The sequence below is a fragment of the Enterobacter cloacae complex sp. S3 genome (assembly GCF_014930495.1).
Taxonomy (GTDB): Bacteria; Pseudomonadota; Gammaproteobacteria; order Enterobacterales; family Enterobacteriaceae; genus Enterobacter; species Enterobacter asburiae_B.
On the sequence record NZ_JADBRD010000045.1, the window covers coordinates 68,653 to 91,372 of the forward strand.

Consider the following 22,720-nt stretch of genomic DNA (forward strand, 5'->3'; position numbering starts at 1 on the left):
CATTCGGCGCCGCGAGCTGCCGCGCCGTAAAAAATTAACCGTGTTTCTTCTTCGCGAAAATGACGCGCGCCAGAATGTTCAGCAACAGTACGCAAAGGGTAATGATCAGCACCCCGGCCCAGGCCAGCTGCTGCCATTCCGCGAATGGGCTCATCGCAAATTTAAAGATCGTCACCGGCAGGTTGGCGATCGGCTGCATCATGTCCGTGCTCCAGAACTGGTTGGAGAGAGACGTAAACAGCAGCGGCGCCGTTTCACCCGCGATACGCGCAACTGCCAGCAGGATACCGGTCATGATCCCGGAGACGGACGCCTTCAGCGTAATCGCAGAGATCATCTTCCATTTCGGCGTACCCAGCGCATAAGCCGCTTCGCGCAGGCTGTCCGGCACCAGTTTCAGCATGTTCTCGGTGGTACGAATAACAATCGGCACCTGCAGCAGCGCCAGGGCAATAACACCCGCCCAACCGGAGAAGTGTTCCATCTGCGCCACCACCACGGTGTAAACAAACAGACCCACGACGATAGAAGGTGCAGACAGCAGAATGTCGTTGATGAAGCGAATGACTTCCGCCAGCCAGGATTTACGACCGTATTCAGCCAGGTAGATACCCGCCATGATGCCCAGCGGCGTGCCGAAGACCGTCGCCCAGAGGATCAGCAAGCCGCTGCCCGCCAGGGCATTCGCCAGGCCACCACCCGCCGTGTTCGGCGGCGGCGTCATTTCGGTGAAAAGCGACAGTGACATCCCGTCAATCCCGCGAACGACCGTCGAGAAGAGGATCCAGACCAGCCAGAACAGGCCGAATGCCATCGTCGCCATAGAGAGCGACAGGGCAATACGGTTTTTCATGCGGCGTCTGGCCTGCATTTTGCGGCGGGATTCCGCCAGTTCAGCGGTTGCTTGCATTTCGAGAGTTGCCATTAGCGTGCCCCCTCATTTTTAGCGAGGCGCATAATCATCAGCTTGGAAATCGCCAGAACAATAAAGGTGATAACAAACAGAATCAGACCCAGCTCCATCAGCGCCGCCACGTGCAGCCCCGATTCCGCTTCCGCAAATTCATTCGCCAGCGCCGAGGTAATACTGTTACCCGGCATGTAGAGCGACGCGCTGTCGAGCTGGTAGGTGTTACCGATGATAAAGGTGACCGCCATGGTTTCACCCAGCGCACGACCCAGGCCCAGCATCACGCCCCCGATCACCCCATTTTTGGTGAACGGAAGGACAATGCGCCAGATAACTTCCCAGGTGGTGCAGCCGATGCCGTAGGCCGACTCTTTCATCATCACCGGCGTTTGTTCGAAGACATCGCGCATAACCGCCGCAATGTACGGAATAATCATGATGGCGAGGATCACACCTGCCGCCAGAATGCCGATACCGAAAGCCGGGCCAGAGAACAGGGCCCCCACAAACGGAATGGCGGAAAGCACGTTACCGACCGGTTCCTGGAAATACGTTGCGAACAGCGGAGCAAAGATGAACAGGCCCCACATGCCGTAAACGATACTTGGAATAGCCGCCAGCAGTTCGATGGCAATACCCAGCGGGCGTCGCAGCCAGCCCGGTGCCAGCTCCGTCAGGAACAGGGCAATACCAAAGCTCACCGGAACCGCAATCAGCAGGGCGATGAACGAGGTCATCAGCGTGCCGTAAATCGGCACCAGGGCACCGTAGATGTCGTTCGGCGCGTCCCACTCTTTGGTCCACAGGAAGGAAAAACCGAATTTCTGGATGCTCGGCCATGAGGAGAAAATCAGAGACACGATAATGCCGCCCAGCAGCAATAGCACAATCAGCGCAGCCAGTTTCACCAGCGCGCTGAAAATCATGTCACCTTTTTTACCCGGAGGGTTAAATGCAGGCTTGGTTGCAGCCATAAATTACTCTTCTGTTTGAGACGTTTTTACGAATATGCCCGGTAGCGCTGACGCTTACCGGGCCTACAGCTTAAACCGTAGGGCGGGTAAGCGCAGCGCCACCCGCCATCTTCGTTAAATATATCCTGTTAGTACAGCGCTTTACCGCTGCTGTCTTTCACGTTGGTTTTCCATGCAGCGCGAATCTGCTCAACCACGTTGTCCGGCAGGGTGGCGTAATCCAGGGCGTTAGCCTGTTTGCCGCCGTTTTTGTACGCCCAGTCGAAGAACTTCAGCACTTCGGCGCCCTGCTCAGGTTTCTTCTGCTCTTTGTGAACCAGGATGAAGGTGGTAGAGGTGATTGGCCATGCACCTTCGCCTTTCTGGTTAGTCAGATCCTGCGCGAAGGATTTGCTCCAGTCAGCGCCTTTCGCCGCGTTAGCAAAGTTCTCTTCGGTCGGGCTAACCGGTTTGCCGTCGGCTGAAACCAGTTTGGTGTAGGACAGGTTGTTCTGCTTAGCGTACGCATACTCTACGTAACCAATTGAGCCAGGCAGACGCTGTACGAACGCGGCGATACCGTCGTTACCCTTACCGCCCAGACCGGTTGGCCAGTTAACGGTAGAGCCGGAGCCGACTTTAGATTTCCACTCTTCGTTCACTTTTGCCAGGTAGCTGGTGAACACGAAAGAGGTACCGGAACCATCCGCGCGGCGAACCACGGCGATGTTCTGAGAAGGCAGCTTCAGGCCTGGGTTGAGTTTAGCGATCGCTTCGTCATCCCATTTTTTGATTTTGCCCAGGTAGATGTCACCCAGCGTTTTGCCGTCCAGCACCAGCTCACCCGACTTCACGCCCGGCAGGTTGATGGCCAGAACCACACCGCCGATCACGGTAGGGAACTGGAACAGGCCTTCCTGAGCCAGCTTGTCATCAGACAGCGGAGCGTCTGATGCGCCGAAATCAACAGTGTTCGCGGTAATTTGTTTAACGCCACCGGAGGAGCCGATACCCTGATAGTTAACCTTGTTACCGGTTTCTTTCTGGTAGGTATCCGCCCATTTGGCATACACCGGCGCAGGGAAGGTTGCACCAGCGCCAGTCAGGCTTGCTTCTGCAAATACAGAGAACGCGCTCAGAGATAAGGTCGCGGCGACAACAGTTGCGACAGTGGTACGCATAACTTTCATAATGTCTCCTGCAAGATTTTCGTAAATCGTTGTTTAGTGGCTACGATGAGCAAAATAGGACAAACAGGTGACAGATAAATGTACAAATTATGACAGTTTTATTACAACGTAAATTTCACTTAAAAATAAGCAAAAGAAAGCTTATTTTTCATCGCGTTAGCCGCTTTTATGACAAGGCGTTTTCAGAAATATTTTCTTTATGTGACACTGAAAAAAGTAGCTGAAGATGACAAATTGTCATTATTAAAAACGAGAAAGGATTGATTAAAAACAAGCCGGGCAGGATAAAAAAGCTCCACCCGAAGGTGGAGCCTGAAGGGATTATTCTACGGTAACCGATTTCGCCAGGTTACGCGGCTGGTCAACGTCGGTGCCTTTGATCAGGGCAACGTGATAAGCCAGCAGCTGCAGCGGAACGGTGTAGAAGATTGGTGCAATCACCTCTTCCACATGCGGCATCTCGATGATATGCATGTTGTCGTTGCTGACAAAACCGGCATCTTTGTCGGCGAAGACGTACAGAACACCGCCGCGGGCGCGCACTTCTTCGATGTTAGACTTCAGTTTTTCCAGCAGTTCGTTGTTTGGTGCCACAACGATGACCGGCATATCCGCGTCAATCAGCGCCAGCGGGCCGTGCTTCAGCTCGCCAGCCGCATAGGCTTCAGCGTGAATGTAGGAGATCTCTTTCAGCTTCAGCGCGCCTTCCAGCGCAATCGGATACTGATCCCCACGACCCAGGAACAGGGCGTGATGTTTGTCGGAGAAATCTTCCGCCAGCGCTTCAATGCGTTTGTCCTGAGACAGCATCTGCTCAATACGACTCGGCAGCGCCTGCAGGCCGTGAACGATTTCGTGCTCAACGGACGCATCTTCACCTTTCAGACGCGCAAGCTTCGCCACCAGCATCAGCAGAACGGTCAGCTGAGTGGTAAACGCTTTGGTGGAGGCCACACCGATTTCTGTGCCCGCTTTGGTCATCAGCGCCAGATCGGACTCACGCACCAGCGATGAGCCAGGAACGTTACAGATAGCCAGCGAGCCCAGGTAACCCAGCTCTTTAGACAGACGCAGCGCTGCCAGCGTATCCGCCGTTTCGCCGGACTGGGAAAGGGTGATCATCAGGCTGTTACGACGCACCGCGGATTTGCGATAGCGGAATTCAGACGCGATTTCCACATCGCACGGCACGCCCGCCAGGGATTCAAACCAGTAGCGAGAAACCATACCGGAGTTGTAGGAGGTGCCGCAGGCCACGATCTGAATATGCTCGACCTTGCCGAGCAGTTCGTTCGCGTTTGCGCCCAGCTCGCTCAGATCCACTTCACCGTGGCTGATACGCCCGGTCAGCGTGTTTTTGATGGCGTTTGGCTGCTCGTAAATCTCTTTCTGCATGTAGTGACGGTAAGCGCCTTTGTCGCCCGCGTCGTACTGCAGATTCGATTCGATCTCCTGACGTTTCACCTGCTCGCCTTTGGTATCGAAGACGGTCACGCTGCGACGGGTCACTTCCGCGATATCACCCTCTTCGAGGAAGATAAAGCGACGAGTGACCGGCAGGAGCGCCAGCTGGTCAGAAGCGATGAAGTTTTCGCCCATGCCCAGACCGATAACCATCGGGCTACCGGAACGCGCGGCCAGCAATGTGGACGGATCGCGGGAATCCATGATCACCGTACCGTACGCACCGCGCAGCTGAGGGATAGCACGCAGCACCGCATCACGCAGTGTACCGCCCTGCTCCAGCTCCCAGTGCACCAGGTGAGCAATCACTTCGGTGTCAGTTTCAGAGACGAAGGTGTAGCCGCGCGCTTTCAGTTCTTCGCGCAGCGGTTCGTGGTTTTCGATAATGCCGTTGTGCACGACCACGATGTGTTCAGACACATGCGGGTGCGCGTTACCTTCAGACGGTTCGCCGTGCGTCGCCCAGCGGGTGTGCGCAATACCGGTACCACCGTGCAGCGGATGTTCTTCCGCGGCCTGGGCCAGCATCTGCACTTTACCGAGACGACGCAGACGGGTCATATGACCTTCTGCATCGACGACAGCCAGACCGGCAGAGTCGTAACCACGATATTCCAGACGACGTAAACCTTCGAGAAGGATTTCAGCAATATCACGCTGCGCAACTGCGCCAACAATTCCACACATAATTTTAGATTCCGAATTTAGGCATTATGCCTGCGTTGTCGCTGACCTGTATTTTCCCTGCGTCTTTCACGCTGCGGCTGCGTTGGCTTCTCGTACTCGCCACGGTCACTTACTTAAGTAAGCTCCCATGGACTCATACGCTTGCCGCCTTGCCACAACGCGAAATCCTTTGGGTAACGCCCTTTCCGGGCACCCCGAGCCTTGTAGAGAGTGGGGTTATTTTTATGGGTACTGCTTGTGGGGGGAGGATTATATTATCCCCTCACCCCGGCCCTCTCCCCAAAGGGGCGAGGGAGAAAAACACCGCACCGAACGATCCCCTCTCCCCTATGGGGAGAGGGTTAGGGTGAGGGGTAAATCCGTTACTTTTTCTTCACCGGGCGTTTCCAGCCCTGCTTGCTGACCTGCGGCACGCGGCTTAACACCAGCTCGTTCTCGGCCACATCGCGCGTAACGGTTGTTCCGGCGGCGATAGTCACCCCGTTACCCACGGTAACAGGCGCCACCAGCTGCGTATCGGAGCCAACGAACACGTCGTCACCGATGATGGTTTTAAACTTATTCGCACCGTCATAGTTACAGGTAATAGTCCCTGCACCAATATTCACGTTATTGCCAATTTCCGCGTCGCCCAGATAGGTCAGATGACCGGCTTTCGAGCCTTTACCCAGACGCGCTTTTTTCATTTCCACGAAGTTACCCACGTGAGCGCCTTCCAGCAGCTCAGCGCCCGGGCGCAGACGCGCAAACGGGCCGATGGTACAGGCCGCATCCAGACGAGCATCTTCTACCACGCTGTACGGGCTGATTTCGCAGTCGTCGCCGATGACGCTGTTTTTAATCACGCAGCCGGCGCCAATTTTGACGCGATTGCCCAGCGTGACGTGACCTTCGAGGATAACGTTCGTATCAATTTCAACGTCACGACCGTGAGATAACGAACCACGCAGATCGAAACGCGCCGGATCGCGCAGCATCACGCCCGCCAGCAGCAGTTTTTCGGCCTGCTCGGACTGATAAACGCGCTCCAGGCGGGAAAGCTGAAGACGGTTATTCACCCCTTCGGTTTCGCTGATGCGCGCCGGATGAACCGCCGCAATCTCACGTCCTTCCTGGTACGCCATCGCAATGATGTCGGTGATGTAGAATTCACCCTGTGCGTTGTTGTTGTTGAGCTGAGACAGCCAGCGCTTCATGTCCGCGCCACTGGCAATCAGAATACCGGTGTTGATCTCCTGAATCTGGCGCTGTTCGTCGCTGGCATCTTTATGCTCAACAATACCCGTGACGTTGCCGTTTTCACGGGTGATGCGGCCATAACCGCTTGGATCGTCCAGCACGACGGTCAACAAACCGATACCGCCCTGCGGTTTGGCTTCACGCAGGCGAGTCAGGGTTTCAACGGAGATCAGCGGGACATCGCCGTAGAGCATCAAAATGTCTTCGTCATCCGCAAAGAAAGGCGCAGCCTGCTGCATCGCATGGCCTGTGCCCAGCTGTTCGGCCTGAAGCACCCAGTTGAGCTTGTCATCGCTCAGCGTCTTTTTAAGCAGATCGCCGCCGTGGCCGTAGACCAGGTGGACCTGACCGGCACCCAGTTCGTTCGCTGCATCAATGACATGCTGCACCATTGGCTTTCCTGCAAGCGTGTGGAGCACCTTAGGCAGATCGGAATACATGCGGGTCCCTTTGCCAGCGGCAAGGATCACCACGCTCATCGCACTGTTTGACATACGCATCCTGACGGTAGTTTGAGTGTGAAGTAAAAACGTTTGATGCTTAAAATTCTACATCTTTTTCATCATGAATTAAGGCCGAAAAAAAAAGCCAGCCTGGTATCCAGACTGGCTTTTGTGCTTTTCAAGCCGGTGTTACATCGCTTTTTTGGTCAACTCGATAACGCGCAGTTTCGCGATCGCTTTGGCCAGCTCCGCAGACGCCTGAGCGTAATCCACGTCACCATGAGAGCTGCTAATGTGCTCTTCAGCCTTACGCTTCGATTCCAGGGCTCGCGCTTCGTCGAGATCCTGTCCACCGATAGCGGTATCGGCCAGAACGGTCACACTGCCAGGCTGCACTTCAAGAATGCCGCCGGAGAGATAGATAAACTCTTCGTGACCGAACTGTTTAACGATGCGGATCATACCAGGCTTAATGGCGGTGAGCAGCGGTGCGTGACCCGGGAAAATACCCAGTTCACCTTCACTACCCGTTACCTGGATTTTCTCGACCAGACCAGAGAACATTTGTTGCTCTGCGCTGACGACGTCCAGGTGGTAAGTCATTGCCATATCACCCTCCGATTAAGGCGTTAAAGTTTTTTGGCTTTTTCCACGGCTTCGTCGATGGAACCAACCATGTAGAACGCCTGCTCCGGCAGGTGATCGTATTCGCCTTCCATGATGCCTTTAAAGCCACGGATGGTGTCTTTCAGGGAAACGTATTTACCCGGAGAACCGGTGAATACTTCCGCAACGAAGAACGGCTGGGACAGGAAGCGCTGGATCTTACGCGCACGTGCTACCACCAGTTTGTCTTCTTCAGACAGTTCATCCATACCCAGGATGGCGATGATGTCTTTCAGTTCCTGGTAACGCTGCAGCAGGGACTGTACGCCACGCGCGGTGTCGTAGTGTTCCTGACCAACAACCAGTGGATCCAGCTGACGGCTGGTGGAGTCCAGCGGGTCAACGGCCGGGTAGATACCCAGAGACGCGATCTGACGGCTCAGTACCACGGTTGCATCTAAGTGCGCAAAGGTGGTTGCTGGAGATGGGTCAGTCAAGTCATCCGCAGGTACGTATACCGCCTGAACGGAGGTGATAGAACCGGTTTTGGTAGAGGTGATACGTTCCTGAAGAACACCCATCTCTTCCGCCAGCGTAGGCTGATAACCTACCGCTGAAGGCATACGACCCAGCAGTGCAGATACTTCCGTACCGGCCAGGGTGTAACGATAGATGTTATCAACGAACAGCAGAACGTCACGGCCTTCATCACGGAACTTCTCAGCCATCGTCAGACCGGTCAGCGCAACGCGCAGACGGTTTCCAGGTGGCTCGTTCATCTGGCCGTAAACCAGGGATACTTTGTCCAGAACGTTGGAGTCGGTCATTTCGTGGTAGAAGTCGTTACCCTCACGAGTACGTTCACCTACGCCCGCAAACACGGAGTAACCGGAGTGCTCGATCGCGATGTTACGGATCAGCTCCATCATGTTTACGGTTTTACCAACACCCGCACCACCGAACAGACCGACTTTACCGCCCTTCGCGAACGGACACATCAGGTCGATAACTTTGATACCGGTTTCCAGCAGTTCCTGAGAGCTTGACAGCTCTTCGTAGGAAGGTGCTGCGCGGTGGATAGCCCAACGCTCTTCTTCACCGATGTCGCCTTTCATGTCGATTGGCTGACCCAATACGTTCATGATACGACCCAGTGTTGCTTTACCTACCGGGACTTCGATCGGGTGCTCAAGGTCTTTTACTTCCAGACCACGACGCAGACCGTCGGAAGAACCCATAGCGATGGTACGCACGATACCGCCGCCGAGCTGCTGCTGAACTTCCAGCACCAGGCTCTCGTTACCATTCTGTACCTCAAGCGCGTCGTACACGCGTGGTACGGCGTCCTGAGGGAACTCGACGTCCACCACGGCGCCGATTACCTGGACAATCTTTCCAGTAGCCATCTTGAATCCTCTACGTAATTCGTAAACCTGGTTAAACCGCGGCGGCCCCCGAGACGATCTCGGTGAGTTCCTGAGTAATGCTGGCCTGACGAGCTTTGTTGTAAACCAACTGCAGCTCTTTAATCAGGCTGCCGCCATTATCGGTCGCGGCTTTCATCGCCACCATTCGTGCGGCCTGCTCGCTGGCCAGGTTTTCTACAACGCCCTGATAAACCTGAGATTCAACGTAACGACGCAGCAGGGTATCCAGCAGCGGTTTCGGATCGGGTTCATACAGGTAATCCCAGGCTTTTTGCTTCAGCTCGTCATCTTCTGATGCCGGTAACGGCAGCATCTGAGTGAGCGTTGGAACCTGAGACATGGTGTTAATGAATTTGTTGCTGACAACGTACAGTCTGTCCAGACGGCCTTCATCATAGGCCTGCAACATCACTTTAACCGGGCCGATCAGTTCGGACAGGGACGGGTTATCACCCATACCGGTCACCTGAGCGACAATGTTGCCACCAACGGAGTTAAAGAAAGAGACGCCTTTAGAGCCGATCATTGCGATATCGCACTGAACGCCTTTTTCAGACCATGCTTTCATATCCGCCAGCAGTTTTTTGAACAGGTTAATGTTCAAGCCGCCACACAGACCACGGTCGGTCGACACCACCAGGTAGCCCACGCGCTTAACGTCGCGTTCTTCCAGGTAAGGGTGCTTATATTCCAGATTACCGTTTGCAAGGTGACCAATCACTTTGCGCATGGTTTCTGCATAAGGACGGCTGGCCGCCATGCGATCCTGCGATTTACGCATTTTGGAAGCGGCGACCATCTCCATCGCTTTAGTGATCTTTTGCGTGTTCTGGACGCTTGCGATCTTACTACGTATCTCTTTTGCGCCGGCCATGAGCTTCTCCTCAATGCCAGGCGGCTTGTCCTGAGACAAGCCGCCGGACGATTACCAGGATTGGGTTGCTTTGAAGGAATCGAGGATAGCTTTCAGCTTGCCTTCGATTTCGTCGTTATAGCCACCGGTCTGGTTGATCTCTTGCATCAGCGGAGCGTGATCACGGTCGACGTAAGCCAGCAGAGCGGCTTCGAAGCTACCGATTTTCGCCAGTTCCACATCTTCGAGGTAACCGCGTTCTGCCGCGAACAGTACCAGGCCCTGCTGAGCAACAGACATTGGTGCGTACTGTTTCTGCTTCAGCAGCTCGGTCACTTTCTGACCGTGGCTCAGCTGTTTACGGGTTGCTTCGTCCAGATCGGATGCGAACTGAGAGAACGCAGCCAGTTCACGATACTGTGCCAGCGCGGTACGGATACCACCGGACAGTTTCTTGATGATCTTGGTCTGAGCAGCACCACCAACACGGGATACGGAGATACCCGGGTTAACCGCCGGACGAATACCGGAGTTAAACAGGTTGGTTTCCAGGAAGATCTGACCATCGGTAATGGAGATTACGTTGGTCGGAACGAACGCAGAAACGTCACCCGCCTGGGTTTCAATGATCGGCAGAGCGGTCAGAGAGCCCGTTTTACCCTTCACTTCACCTTTGGTGAAGTTCTCGACGTATTCCGCGTTAACGCGGGAAGCACGCTCCAGCAGACGAGAGTGGAGGTAGAATACGTCGCCAGGGAACGCTTCACGTCCAGGTGGACGACGGAGCAGCAGGGAAACCTGACGATAAGCAACAGCCTGTTTAGACAGGTCATCGTATACGATCAGTGCATCTTCACCGCGGTCACGGAAGTATTCGCCCATTGCGCAACCGGCGTATGGCGCCAGGTATTGCAGTGCAGCAGATTCAGACGCAGTTGCTACCACAACGATGGTGTTAGACAGTGCGCCGTGCTCTTCCAGTTTACGAACCACGTTAGAAATGGTGGACGCTTTCTGGCCGATAGCCACGTACACACATTTGATGCCGGAGTCACGCTGATTGATGATGGCGTCGATAGCCATCGCGGTTTTACCGGTCTGACGGTCACCGATGATCAGTTCACGCTGACCACGACCAATTGGGATCATGGCATCAACGGACTTATAACCTGTCTGAACAGGCTGATCTACGGACTGACGGTCGATAACGCCTGGTGCGATAACTTCGATTGGGGAGAAGCCATCGTGCTCAACCGGACCTTTACCGTCGATTGGCGCACCCAGGGTGTTAACAACGCGACCCAGCAGGCCACGGCCAACCGGCACTTCCAGAATACGGCCAGTACACTTAACCTTCATGCCTTCGGCGAGGTCAGCGTATGGACCCATCACAACTGCACCTACGGAGTCGCGCTCCAGGTTCAGTGCGATAGCGTAACGGTTACCCGGCAGGGAAATCATCTCACCCTGCATACAATCGGCCAGGCCGTGGATGCGGATAACACCGTCACTTACAGAAACAATAGTACCTTCGTTGTGAGCTTCACTCACAACACTGAACTGAGCAATGCGCTGCTTGATCAGTTCGCTGATTTCGGTGGAATTCAGTTGCATGCTCCAGTCCCCTTAAGACTGCAAGACGTCTGCAAGGCGTTCAAGACGGCCGCGTACGCTGCCATCAATGACCATATCACCCGAACGGATGATTACGCCTGCCATTACAGACTTATCGATTTTGCAATTCAGCTTAACTTTGCGTGACAGACGTTTTTCCATCGCGGCGGTGATTTTCGCAAGCTGTTCATTACTCAGTTCAGTCGCAGAAGTCACTTCGACTTCAGCGGTTGCTTCACTAAGGGCACGTAAGTGCTCAAACTGCTCGAGAACATCCGGGAGCACACGGAGACGACCATTTTCTGCCATCACCTTAATCAGGTTCTGGCCGTTGGCATCCAGTTGCTCTCCGCACACGGCGATAAACGACGCGGCGAGAGTTTCAGGTGCTAACGCACCGGAAAGCAACTCAGCCATTTGTTCGTTTTTCGTCACCTCAGCGGCAAACGCCAGCATATCCTGCCAGCGATCGACATTTTGGTGTTCGACAGCAAAGTCAAAAGCTGCTTTGGCGTAGGGGCGAGCTACCGTAACAAATTCAGACATCAGCCCCTCCCTCCTTACAGTTCAGCGACAAGTTTGTCCACGATGTCGCTGTTAGCAGCTTCATCCACGGAACGTTCGATGATCTTCTCGGCGCCAGCAACAGCCAGAATCGCAACCTGCTTACGCAGTTCTTCACGAGCACGTTTACGCTCAGCATCAATTTCTGCCTGAGCCTGTGTCACGATCTTAGTACGTTCCTGTTCTGCTTCAGCTTTGGCTTCGTCCAGGATCTGAGAACGGCGTTTGTTAGCCTGTTCAATGATTACCTGAGCTTCAGCTTTCGCTTTTTTCAGCTGGTCTGTCGCGTTGGCCTGTGCAAGGTCCAAATCTTTCTTAGCGCGTTCTGCGGAAGCCAGACCGTCAGCAATTTCTTTCTGACGTTTTTCGATGGCAGCCATTAAAGGCGGCCATACATACTTCATGCAGAACCAGACAAAGAGAATAAACGCGATGGCCTGGCCGAGGATTGTTGCGTTCATGTTCACAGCACAATACCTCTTTAATTTCTGTGGCTTAGGGTTTTAAAACAACTACTACGCGACAGCAAACATCACGTACAGACCCAGACCTACAGCGATCATTGGGATAGCATCCACCAGACCCATAACGATAAAGAACTGAGTACGCAGCAGAGGAATCAGATCAGGTTGACGCGCTGCGCCTTCCAGGAATTTGCCCCCGAGGATGCCGATACCGATCGCAGCACCGATAGCCGCCAGACCCATCATCACAGCGGCAGCCATGTACAGCAGATCCATATTCAGGTTTTCCATGACAGTCTCCAGTTTGTTTCAATTAAAACGTAGTAGTGTTGGTAAAAAATCAGTGCTCTTCAGACGCCATCGACAGATAGACGATCGTCAGAACCATGAAGATAAAGGCTTGCAGCGTAATGATCAGGATGTGGAAAATGGCCCATGGCACATTCAGAATCCACTGTGACCACCACGGCAGAAGACCCGCGATCAGAATGAAAATCAGCTCACCCGCATACATGTTGCCGAACAGTCGCAGACCCAGTGAAACAGGTTTGGACAGCAGGCTAACGCCTTCCAGGATCAGGTTGACCGGAATAAACGCCCAGTGGTTGAACGGCTGCAAGGTAAGCTCTTTCACAAAGCCGCTTACGCCTTTCATTTTGATGCTGTAGAAAAGAATCAGGATAAATACGCCCAGCGCCATCGACAGGGTGATGTTCACGTCCGCAGACGGTACAACACGCAGCGCAGGCAGGCCGAAGATGTGCTCGCCGATGAACGGCAGCAGGTCGATTGGCAGCAGGTCCATCAGGTTCATCAGGAAGACCCAAACGAACACGGTCAGGGCCAGCGGAGCAATCAGCTTGCTCTTACCATGGTACATGTCTTTGACGCTGCCATGGACGAAGCCGATGATCATTTCGATGAATGTCTGGAATTTCCCTGGTACACCGCTGGTCGCTCGTTTAGCAACACCGCGGAACATGGCCAGGAACAGAAGACCCAAAACCACCGAGAAGAACATGGAGTCGATGTTGATCGTCCAGAAGGTGGCCGGGGGGTTATGTGGATCCACCAGCGAGAATGTACGCAGGTCCAGCTGAAGGTTATTCAGATGGTGACCTATGTAATCCTGCGGCGTCATATTTTCTGAAGCCATGATGCCTTTTACCCTTTGTTATTGATTACAGCTGGAGCCAGAACTTGTACCACCAGCACCAAAACCCACGTTGCTATCAGCGGCATGAAGACCACTTTCAAAACCGCCAGCGCCATCACCAGTAGAGCAAAGGTCAGCAACACCTTACACACTTCGCCGAGGGCGAAGGACCAGGCCACGCGGCCTTTGGCAGGTGTATGCGCCTGATGACGCCAGGCAAAAATCATAAACAACACGTTTGGCAGCACAACCGCCAAACCCCCGCACACGGCGGAGATGCCCCAGAAGGGGTCTTTGAGGCTAAACAGCAGTCCACTTGCTATCACAGCCAGAAACTGAATGAACAGAAGCTTACGAGCAACGTTTCTACTCAAGAGCGACACAGACATCACGTTTTTACTCCTGCTCCCTTCGAGGTATGCCGCGTGTCGTATAAAACGTCCTTTAAGGCTCAGAGTCAAGCATCAAAAAGCGGTCAAATTATACGGTGCGCACCCGTGATTTCAAACATTAAGTAGCGAAAAGGTGAATAAATGTTTAAATATTTTTCCCCACCGCTATTTTTTAACTTTCGCTGAAAGCGTCAACCTTCGACCAAAACTGCAAACAGCGCGAAAACGTTGGCGATAAAGCGTGCACGAGATCACAAAACACACATTTGCGATAAGGTTGTATTTATCAAAGGCGCAAATCGCGCAAATTTATCTTTATGAAATTAAACGCAAAATGTCGTAACTATTTTCAAAACAGCCCAGTACACAATAAAAACGTTTTATTGACATTCTTAATAAATAATTAACATTGCGTTCTGGTTACTGCCTTCCACTTTTAGCAGACTTATATTTTCACAGATGACTATCTTCTCGGTGAATAAAAGTCGCCAGGTTAACCATAAGAAAAACCTTAGTGAAAAAGAGGTTAAAAGCCCGACGGTAAATCCTCTGTCTTTGTGCTGTTTTTTAACATGCGAAGAACAGCACAAATTCCACATTTTTTATTAATTTTTTAAAAATTGTTTGGCTTAATTATCACCAGATGACGCTCCCCATCGAGCTGAGGAATGTGTAATTTCTCGATGGATTCAACAGCAAAACCGTCCGGGAGCTGTTCAATTTCATCGCCTGGCAACTGCCCTTTCAGCGCATAAAAGCGGCCATTCTCTGCAGGCAAGTGCTTACACCAGCTCACCATGTCATTGAGTGAAGCAAACGCGCGGCTGATAACCCCGTCAAACGGCGGCTCTGCCGGGAACTCCTCTACCCTGCTCTGCACGGGCGTGATGTTCTCAAGCTTCAGCTCATGCTGTACCTGACGTAAAAAGCGCACGCGCTTGCCGAGGCTGTCCAGTAGCGTGAAGTGGCTCTCAGGGCGAACAATCGACAGCGGAACGCCCGGTAAACCTGGCCCCGTCCCCACGTCGATAAAACGCTCACCTTTCAGCCAGGGGGCAACCACGATGCTATCGAGAATATGGCGTACCAGCATCTCGTTGGGGTCACGTACTGAGGTCAGGTTGTACGCTTTGTTCCATTTGTTCAGCATATCGACATAGGCCACCAGCTGATTTTTCTGGTGATCGGTGAGCGAAATACCTGCCTGATCCAGCAGACGAGAGAGTTTGTTGAGCACGGTGAATACCTGTTGGAAAACTTAGATGGCGGTTGGCGCTTCGCTTACCCGCCCTACGGGTTCATCAGGCCCGGTAAGCGCAGCGCCACCGGGCAATGTTCTGGGCATTACGCGCTGCGGCGCAGCATGCCCTGCTTTTTCAGCCAGACCAGGAGAATGGAAATCGCCGCAGGCGTGACGCCGGAGATACGGGATGCCTGGCCGATCGATACCGGTTTGTGATCGTTCAGCTTGGCGATCACTTCGTTGGAAAGGCCCGTCACCTGGCGGTAGTCCAGCATTTCTGGCAGCAGCGTGTTTTCGTTACGCTGTTGTTTTTCGATCTCATCCTGCTGACGCGCGATGTAACCTTCGTACTTCACCTGGATCTCAACCTGCTCTGCCGCTTCAGCGTCTTCCAGGCCCGGCGCGAACGCGGTCAGTTTGACCAGGTTCTCGTAGGTGACTTCAGGACGGCGCAGCAGATCTTCCCCGCTGGCTTCGCGCGACAGCGGCGCTGTTAAGTGAGCGTTTACTTCGGCAGCGGTTTCCGCCTGCGGATTCACCCAGGTAGTTTTCAGGCGCTGACGTTCCTGTTCAATGCGCTCCAGCTTTTCGTTGAAGCGCGCCCAGCGCTCGTCATCGACAAGACCCAGCTCGCGGCCCATTTCGGTCAGACGCAGGTCGGCGTTATCTTCGCGGAGCATCAGGCGATATTCCGCGCGAGAGGTAAACATACGGTACGGCTCTTTGGTACCCAGCGTGCAGAGATCGTCAACCAGCACGCCCAGATACGCCTGAGAACGGCCTGGTGCCCAGCCCTCTTTCTCAGCAGAGAAGCGCGCGGCGTTCAGACCGGCAAGCAGGCCCTGTGCAGCCGCTTCTTCGTAGCCGGTAGTGCCGTTAATCTGCCCCGCGAAGAACAGACCGTGGATGAATTTGCTTTCCAGGGTTGGCTTCAGGTCGCGCGGATCGAAGAAATCGTACTCAATAGCGTAGCCGGGACGAACGATTTTCGCATTCTCCATCCCCTGCATTGAGCGAACAATTTGCATCTGCACATCGAACGGCAGGCTGGTGGAGATGCCGTTCGGGTAAATTTCGTTTGAGGTCAGCCCTTCCGGCTCCAGGAAGATCTGGTGCTGATTACGATCGGCAAAGCGCATCACTTTGTCTTCGATCGACGGGCAGTAGCGTGGGCCGATCCCTTCGATCACGCCAGCATACATGGGGCTGCGATCGAGGTTATTACGGATCACGTCATGGGTTTTCTCGTTGGTATGCGTGATGTAGCACGGTACCTGCTGAGGATGCTGTGCCGCATTGCCCATGAACGAGAAAACCGGCATGGGGTTATCACCGTGCTGTTGCGCCAGCACGCTGAAATCAATGGTGCGCGCATCAATACGCGGCGGAGTACCGGTTTTCAGGCGGCTGACGCGCAGCGGCAGTTCACGCAGACGGCGAGACAGTGGAATAGACGGCGGATCGCCAGCACGGCCACCGCTGTAGTTATCCAGACCGATATGAATTTTACCGTCCAGGAAGGTGCCCACGGTCAGCACCACGGCTTTCGCGCGGAACTTGAGGCCCATCTGGGTCACGGCGCCCACGACGCGATCGTTCTCAACGATAAGATCTTCAACCGCCTGCTGGAAGATCATCAGGTTCGGCTGGTTCTCCAGCGCGGTACGCACAGCCTGACGGTAAAGCACGCGGTCTGCCTGAGCTCGGGTCGCACGCACAGCGGGACCTTTACTCGCGTTTAGTATCCTAAACTGGATGCCAGCATGATCGATCGCTTTCGCCATCAGGCCGCCAAGTGCATCCACTTCTTTTACCAGGTGTCCTTTCCCAATGCCGCCAATCGCCGGATTACAGGACATTTGTCCCAGCGTGTCGATATTGTGTGTCAAAAGCAGGGTCTGCTGACCCATACGCGCTGCGGCCATTGCGGCCTCAGTGCCTGCATGACCCCCGCCAATGATGATGACGTCAAAAGGATCCTGATAAAACATGGTGGTCTGCCTCGCGTAAAGCGGTATGAAAATGGATTGAAGCCCGGGCCGTGGATTCTACTCAACTTTAGTCTTTCGAGAAAGCATTGGGATCCTGGGCTATTAAAAAGAAGATCTTTTTATTTAGAGATCTGTTTTATTGTGATCTCTTATTAGGATCGCGAACATGTGTGGATAAGTCCGATCTCACAAAGAAGATCATGCAGTTAGAAAGGATCGTTTGCTGTGAATGATCGGTGATCCTGGACAGTATAAGCTGGGATCAGATCGCGACTTTATGCACAGGTCAAAAACGATACAACAGTTGCTCTTTGGATAACTACGGGTTAATACGAGCTTTTAACCAGAGTTATCCACATCTGTTCGCGCGATCTTTAATCGTTTTTGAGTAAATTTTTCCATTCCGCGAGCCAGATCTCGGCTGGATCCTCCGGAATGTCATGATCGAGGATGTTGATCTTGAGCGTTTCACCCAGCTGTTTTGCTCCACAAGAGGTAACAGCGGCTTCAACTTTCTCTATTGCCCCGCAAAAGGTGTCATATTCACGACTGCCGATCCCCACCGCGCCAAAACGGACGTTTGACAGGTCGGGCTGCTGTTCCAGCAGTTCGTCATATAAAGGTTGCAGGTTATCCGGCAGATCGCCCGCGCCGTGCGTGGAGGTGATCAGCAGCCAGACCCCGTCAGTCGGGAGATCTTCAAGCAACGGACCGTGCAGGGTTTCAGTAGAAAAGCCCGCATCTTCCAGCTTTTCAGCCAGGTGTTCCGCTACGTATTCCGCACCACCAAGGGTGCTGCCGCTGATAAGGGTAATGTCCGCCATTGATCGCTCGCCCAGATAAAGAGACGGCCATTGTACGCTGTGAACGAGCTGGGATCTACCTGTGGAAAATGTGGGAATGAATTTGCCCGATCACGGGCGGATGGTACGCATGATCGGGTTTTGCAGGGAGATCAGCGTCTCGGTGGACTGAATTTCATCGATTGTTTGGATCTTGTTGATAAGTACCTGCTGGAGGGCGTCGATGGATCGGCACATGACTTTAATAAAGATGCTGTAATGTCCGGTGGTGTAATACGCCTCGGTGACTTCATCCAGCGCGTTCAGCTTCGCCAGGGCGGAAGGGTAGTCTTTGGCGCTTTTAAGAATGATGCCGATGAAGCAGCAGACGTCGTAACCGAGATGTTTAGGACTGACGTCAATGCGTGCGCCGGTAATGATCCCCGCCTGTTTCATCTTCTCTACGCGGACGTGAATGGTTCCCGGGCTGACGCCAAACTGTTTTGCCAGTTCGGCGTAGGCGGTACGGGCATTGGCCATTAACGCCTCCAGGATGCCGCGGTCGAGATTGTCGATCTGATAATTTTCCATAGCTTTTTCTTATGAAGATTAATGAATCACTCTATTCTAGCGTTTAATTTTATCGAATCAAAAGTGAAGGTGGCTTTTTGTTGATGAGTTATTGAATATGTTGCCGTTTCTGTTGCTTAATCAATATCAACAGGACGCAGGAGTATAAATAATGAAAACCGCTTACATCGCCAAACAACGCCAGATCAGTTTCGTAAAATCCCATTTTTCCCGCCAGCTGGAAGAGAAGCTTGGCCTTATTGAAGTTCAGGCGCCGATTCTGAGCCGCGTGGGTGACGGGACGCAGGATAACCTCTCTGGATGCGAAAAAGCGGTACAGGTGAAAGTGAAAACACTGCCAGACGCTCAGTTCGAAGTGGTTCATTCACTGGCGAAGTGGAAGCGTCAAACCCTGGGACAGCACGACTTCAGCGCGGGCGAAGGGCTTTACACGCACATGAAAGCCCTTCGTCCCGATGAAGACCGCCTTTCACCGATTCATTCCGTTTACGTTGACCAGTGGGACTGGGAGCGCGTAATGGGTGATGGCGAACGTCACGTCGGCACGCTGAAATCTACCGTTGAAGCGATCTACGCCGGGATCAAAGCGACCGAAGCGGCCGTGAGCAAAGAGTTTGGTCTGGCACCGTTCCTGCCGGATACGATCCACTTTGTTCACAGTCAGGAATTGCTGAGCCGCTTCCCGGATCTCGATGCTAAAGGCCGGGAGCGTGCGATCGCCAAAGAATTAGGTGCAGTATTCCTGATCGGTATCGGCGGCAAGCTGTCTGATGGCAAACGCCACGACGTTCGCGCGCCGGATTATGATGACTGGAGCACTGCGGGTGAGGGCGAATTTGCCGGGCTGAACGGCGATATTCTGGTGTGGAACCCGGTACTGGAAGACGCATTCGAGCTCTCTTCTATGGGGATCCGTGTGGATGCTGACGCGCTGAAGCGCCAGCTGGCGGTCACCGGCGATGAAGATCGTCTCAAGCTCGAGTGGCACCAGGCGCTGCTGCGCGGTGAAATGCCTCAGACGATCGGCGGCGGTATCGGCCAGTCCCGTCTGACCATGCTGCTGCTGCAATTACCCCATATCGGTCAGGTTCAGTGTGGCGTCTGGCCGCAGCAGGTACGTGAAAGCGTCTGTTCTCTTCTGTAATTAACGCTGCCAGCGTCTGAGCAGGCGGCTACGCAGCCCGGTATCAAAGCGCCAGATATGATCGAAGATGCGCATGATGCCGGGTTTTCCATGGGCTGACATCGCCACCGCATGAAATCGGTGCTGGTGTACCCGCTGTAACTCCTTTACCTTATTCACTACGTCATCCGGCAGCCGCTGGGCAATAAAATCGGAAATCACCACCGCGTCAGCGTCGTACCAGTCGCCTCCCTGCATACGCTCCACAATGCTGCGAAAGCAGCTGGCCAGATCCGTGCCGCCGCGAAAGCGCTGGCTCAGGAAGCGGATTGCCTGCTCGATACCCTGCTGATTCGTCAGCTCATAGCCCACCACCTCGCTGGAGAAGAGCATGATGAAGCAGCGACGACGATCGGCCAGCGCCACGCGCATCAGTGCCAGACAGAACGCCTTCGCGCACTGCTCGTTAAACCCGCCCATCGAACCGGACGTATCCACGCAAACAATGAATGGCCCGCGCGGCTGTTCATCAAAATCCTGATGGACGACCGGCCGTTGGCTGACTTTCTCACGCCAAGCTTCGCCGTGCAGTCGGTAGGTGAGAAGCTGTTTTTCCACCAGCCGACGATAGAACTCATACTCCAGCTCGGTCATCCCCAGCGTGCTCAGTTCCGTGGGCAGCAGGCGTAAAATGTCATCGCTTTGCTGGAGCCCGTCGACCTGCTCCGGCACGGTAGCCGGTTCGCGCACCAGGGTGCGGAAGGTTTCCATCGGGGCATCTTTCTTTGGGACCGACTTTGCCTCCCTTGAGCGACCCAGCTGTTCTGCAAGCTTCATCAGCTCGGGCTGCTGCGCCAGAAAATCGCCGTATTTGACGATCAGCTGATAATCCCCGCGCCGGAGCTGACCTGCGCTCATATCCCAGAGACGTCCTGCGGCGTTTTCATTCTCCACCAGCACCTGTTCTAGCTGGCCGCTCAGCGTCATCCGTTCCTGAACTTCACTGAGCAGCTGTTCACGCTCTTCGTCCAGCAGTTGCTGGTTCAGCGTTGTGGCCTGAACCACCAGGCTGAGGCGCCAGCGCTGTAAGAAGAGGGTATGCAGTGCGGGGGTAAAGGTGGCGTTATCCGTGACCAGCGCCCGGGCCTGGCTGGCAAACGGAGAGTGGACGTTATCGAGCAACGTCAGGGTTTGCGGCAGCTGGACGATAAACTGCGACGTGGAGAGCCGCTGGCACTGCTGATAGCAGGCCACCTCTTCCGTTAACTCAGGCGGAACTTCGGTCTCCCTGAACCGCTGACGCAAATTTTCCCGCCAGCGCGGAAGATCGTCCGTCATCGCCTTTTTAAGCTTTGGAAATTTTTCAAAAAACGCCGCCAGCTGCGGCGACGCCAGAAGGGTAATGACCACTTCTTCGATCAACCCCTCCTCGCTCACGGCCAGCATGACGTTAAGCGTATCCAGCGTTAGCATTGACGCGCCTGTTTGATCTGCGCGCTGACGTCCTGCAGGCTGGCTTCGATGCGACCTAGCCAGTCGCTATGAATAAAGAGGCATTTTTGCTGCTCGCTAAAGCGGGTGTGCTGCTGATGCCATTCGGTATCCAGCGCTTCCAGCTGCTGCTTAATCTCTTCGGGGACGCTGTCAGAGGCGGTGCCCGGAAGCGCAAGACGCGATCCCTGGAGGCTGACGTCGCGGATCACCAGGTGCTGGCTGCTGTCCACTTCCATATTCAGCGGCTGCGCGAAACCAATGCCGTTGAGTTTTCCTCGGATCTCTCCGCCCTTATCCAGCCACTGCGCCAGCGCCTCGCGCTCAATCGTAATGTGCACCACCTGCATATCATGCAGTTTAAGCGGCTGCTGGAGCAGCAGCGTTAGCGTTGCGCCGGTCAGGTCCGCAGGAAGCTCGTAGTGCGGTTTGCGGGCGAACATGCCCCCAAGGCGATTCACTTTCAGCGCGGTTTTATCACTTTGCTGCTGCTGGAGCTGGATGCGCCGCTGGGCAATCGCCCCCAGCTGGTTGAGCATCGCCTGCTGCCCCCAGGCGTGTCCGGTCATCAAAACGTCAAGCTGCTGCTGCATCAGGTTCATGCCTTCTGCATCATGCCAGAGGCAGTCTTTGAGCAGGATCAGGTCAATTGGCGCAACGGCGTCACGCCCGCTGAACAGGGCGCTGGCCTGCAGCAGGCGGATCGCTTTTTTCCACCGGCGATCGGAGACATAGGGCGCTGAAGGGATGAGATCAAGCTGCTGGCGCAGGAGATAGATCAGCTCGAAGACGGCGTCTGGCAGTTTGATTTTGCCGATGTCCTGCTGCCACTGGTGATACTCCTCATCCGTCACCTGCAGCGAAGCGGATACCGGATTTTCGCTCTCATCCTGCTGGCTGACCAGCATGGAGCGGAAGTTGGATTTATCCTGCACTTTGTCCAGCCACAGGCGGATAAGCATACGGTCATATAGCGCTTCCAGACTGCTATCGGCTTCAGGCAGTTCGTTAGAGGCGGCCACCAGCAGGCGCATCGGGATTTTCTCTTCACTGGCGCCGTTACGGAACCGACGTTCGTTTATCGCCGTGAGCAGGGTGTTCAGAATAGCCGGCCCCGCTTTCCAGATCTCATCGAGAAAAACAATCTCAGCCTCCGGAAGATACCCTTCCGTCAGACGCTGATAGCGCCCCTCATCTTTCAATGCCTGAATGGAGAGCGGACCAAAAACTTCTTCTGGGGTGGAAAACCGGGTCATGAGATATTCGAAGGCGCGGGCGTTCTGAAAAGCAAATTTCAGCCTGCGGGCAATCAGGCTTTTGGCAATGCCCGGCGGTCCCAGCAAAAACACGCTTTCACCGCTCAACGCCGCCAGTAAGCAGAGGCGGATGGCGTGGCTACGCTCGAAAAGGCCTTTTTCCAGCGCGCTGCTGAGGCGGGAAATTCTTTCTGCTAATAAATGTGAGTGAGCCATAATAGTTTTGCATCCTTTCGCCGTCGTGGCGGCCAATTGAAGCGAGTATAGACGTTTCAGTCAGG

21 protein-coding genes are annotated in these 22,720 nt (G+C 54.2%); 1 reads left to right on the forward strand and 20 read right to left on the reverse strand.

Annotation, left to right across the window (positions count from 1 at the left end; translation table 11 throughout):
• Positions 1-34: 34 nt before the first annotated feature.
• The 18 genes from pstA to asnC form a co-directional block, all read right to left on the reverse strand.
• Positions 35-925 (reverse strand): phosphate ABC transporter permease PstA, encoded by an 891-nt coding sequence (pstA, locus tag IM317_RS21150; protein WP_023309794.1) that lies wholly within the window; start codon positions 923-925, stop codon positions 35-37.
• The gene (pstC, locus tag IM317_RS21155) at positions 925-1,884 is read right to left on the reverse strand and encodes a phosphate ABC transporter permease PstC (protein ID WP_024907883.1); all 960 of its coding nucleotides are present in this window, start codon (positions 1,882-1,884) and stop codon (positions 925-927) included. The genes pstA and pstC overlap by 1 nt, the downstream gene beginning before the upstream one ends.
• A 128-nt stretch (positions 1,885-2,012) precedes the next feature.
• Positions 2,013-3,053, reverse strand: coding sequence for a phosphate ABC transporter substrate-binding protein PstS (pstS, locus tag IM317_RS21160; protein ID WP_008500186.1), 1,041 nt, complete (start codon positions 3,051-3,053; stop codon positions 2,013-2,015).
• A gap of 321 nt (positions 3,054-3,374) precedes the next feature.
• Entirely contained in the window at positions 3,375-5,204 is a 1,830-nt protein-coding gene (gene glmS / locus IM317_RS21165) for a glutamine--fructose-6-phosphate transaminase (isomerizing) (RefSeq protein ID WP_033144362.1), read from the reverse strand.
• Positions 5,205-5,566: 362 nt separating this feature from the next.
• Positions 5,567-6,937: a bifunctional UDP-N-acetylglucosamine diphosphorylase/glucosamine-1-phosphate N-acetyltransferase GlmU gene (gene glmU, locus IM317_RS21170; protein ID WP_033144363.1), complete on the reverse strand. Its 1,371-nt coding sequence runs from the start codon at positions 6,935-6,937 to the stop codon at positions 5,567-5,569.
• A gap of 138 nt (positions 6,938-7,075) precedes the next feature.
• Positions 7,076-7,495 carry a F0F1 ATP synthase subunit epsilon gene (locus tag IM317_RS21175; RefSeq protein WP_193362523.1) on the reverse strand — a complete coding sequence of 140 codons (420 nt, stop codon included), beginning with the start codon at positions 7,493-7,495 and terminating at the stop codon, positions 7,076-7,078.
• Between the two features lie 20 nt (positions 7,496-7,515).
• Complete coding sequence (atpD, locus tag IM317_RS21180; protein WP_006177559.1) at positions 7,516-8,898, reverse strand: F0F1 ATP synthase subunit beta; 1,383 nt, start codon at positions 8,896-8,898, stop codon at positions 7,516-7,518.
• A 31-nt stretch (positions 8,899-8,929) separates the two neighbouring features.
• Entirely contained in the window at positions 8,930-9,793 is an 864-nt protein-coding gene (gene atpG, locus IM317_RS21185) for a F0F1 ATP synthase subunit gamma (RefSeq protein ID WP_008500191.1), read from the reverse strand.
• 51 nt (positions 9,794-9,844) lie between these two features.
• Complete coding sequence (gene atpA / locus IM317_RS21190) at positions 9,845-11,386, reverse strand: F0F1 ATP synthase subunit alpha (RefSeq protein WP_006808751.1); 1,542 nt, start codon at positions 11,384-11,386, stop codon at positions 9,845-9,847.
• 12 nt (positions 11,387-11,398) lie between these two features.
• Positions 11,399-11,932 (reverse strand): F0F1 ATP synthase subunit delta, encoded by a 534-nt coding sequence (atpH, locus tag IM317_RS21195; RefSeq protein ID WP_023309790.1) that lies wholly within the window; start codon positions 11,930-11,932, stop codon positions 11,399-11,401.
• 14 nt (positions 11,933-11,946) lie between these two features.
• Entirely contained in the window at positions 11,947-12,417 is a 471-nt protein-coding gene (gene atpF, locus IM317_RS21200; protein WP_014072436.1) for a F0F1 ATP synthase subunit B, read from the reverse strand.
• 48 nt (positions 12,418-12,465) lie between these two features.
• On the reverse strand, positions 12,466-12,705 hold the full coding sequence (gene atpE, locus IM317_RS21205; protein WP_000429386.1) for a F0F1 ATP synthase subunit C: 240 nt from the start codon (positions 12,703-12,705) through the stop codon (positions 12,466-12,468).
• A gap of 49 nt (positions 12,706-12,754) precedes the next feature.
• Positions 12,755-13,570: a F0F1 ATP synthase subunit A gene (atpB, locus tag IM317_RS21210; RefSeq protein ID WP_023309789.1), complete on the reverse strand. Its 816-nt coding sequence runs from the start codon at positions 13,568-13,570 to the stop codon at positions 12,755-12,757.
• Positions 13,571-13,578: 8 nt separating this feature from the next.
• On the reverse strand, positions 13,579-13,959 hold the full coding sequence (gene atpI / locus IM317_RS21215) for a F0F1 ATP synthase subunit I (protein WP_008500194.1): 381 nt from the start codon (positions 13,957-13,959) through the stop codon (positions 13,579-13,581).
• Positions 13,960-14,575: 616 nt separating this feature from the next.
• The gene (rsmG, locus tag IM317_RS21220; RefSeq protein ID WP_023309787.1) at positions 14,576-15,199 is read right to left on the reverse strand and encodes a 16S rRNA (guanine(527)-N(7))-methyltransferase RsmG; all 624 of its coding nucleotides are present in this window, start codon (positions 15,197-15,199) and stop codon (positions 14,576-14,578) included.
• Positions 15,200-15,306: 107 nt separating this feature from the next.
• On the reverse strand, positions 15,307-17,196 hold the full coding sequence (gene mnmG / locus IM317_RS21225) for a tRNA uridine-5-carboxymethylaminomethyl(34) synthesis enzyme MnmG (RefSeq protein ID WP_014072433.1): 1,890 nt from the start codon (positions 17,194-17,196) through the stop codon (positions 15,307-15,309).
• A 374-nt stretch (positions 17,197-17,570) separates the two neighbouring features.
• Positions 17,571-18,020: an FMN-binding protein MioC gene (mioC, locus tag IM317_RS21230; RefSeq protein WP_023309786.1), complete on the reverse strand. Its 450-nt coding sequence runs from the start codon at positions 18,018-18,020 to the stop codon at positions 17,571-17,573.
• Between the two features lie 90 nt (positions 18,021-18,110).
• Complete coding sequence (asnC, locus tag IM317_RS21235) at positions 18,111-18,569, reverse strand: transcriptional regulator AsnC (RefSeq protein WP_023333916.1); 459 nt, start codon at positions 18,567-18,569, stop codon at positions 18,111-18,113.
• 151 nt (positions 18,570-18,720) lie between these two features.
• Here asnC and asnA point away from each other — a divergent pair, with 151 nt between their 5' ends.
• On the forward strand, positions 18,721-19,713 hold the full coding sequence (gene asnA, locus IM317_RS21240) for an aspartate--ammonia ligase (RefSeq protein ID WP_033144365.1): 993 nt from the start codon (positions 18,721-18,723) through the stop codon (positions 19,711-19,713).
• Here the strand turns inward: asnA and viaA are convergent, their stop codons facing one another.
• Together viaA and ravA are read right to left on the reverse strand one after the other, a co-directional pair.
• The gene (viaA, locus tag IM317_RS21245) at positions 19,714-21,165 is read right to left on the reverse strand and encodes an ATPase RavA stimulator ViaA (RefSeq protein ID WP_033144366.1); all 1,452 of its coding nucleotides are present in this window, start codon (positions 21,163-21,165) and stop codon (positions 19,714-19,716) included.
• Entirely contained in the window at positions 21,159-22,655 is a 1,497-nt protein-coding gene (gene ravA / locus IM317_RS21250; protein ID WP_023309782.1) for an ATPase RavA, read from the reverse strand. The genes viaA and ravA overlap by 7 nt, the downstream gene beginning before the upstream one ends.
• Positions 22,656-22,720 lie beyond the last annotated feature (65 nt).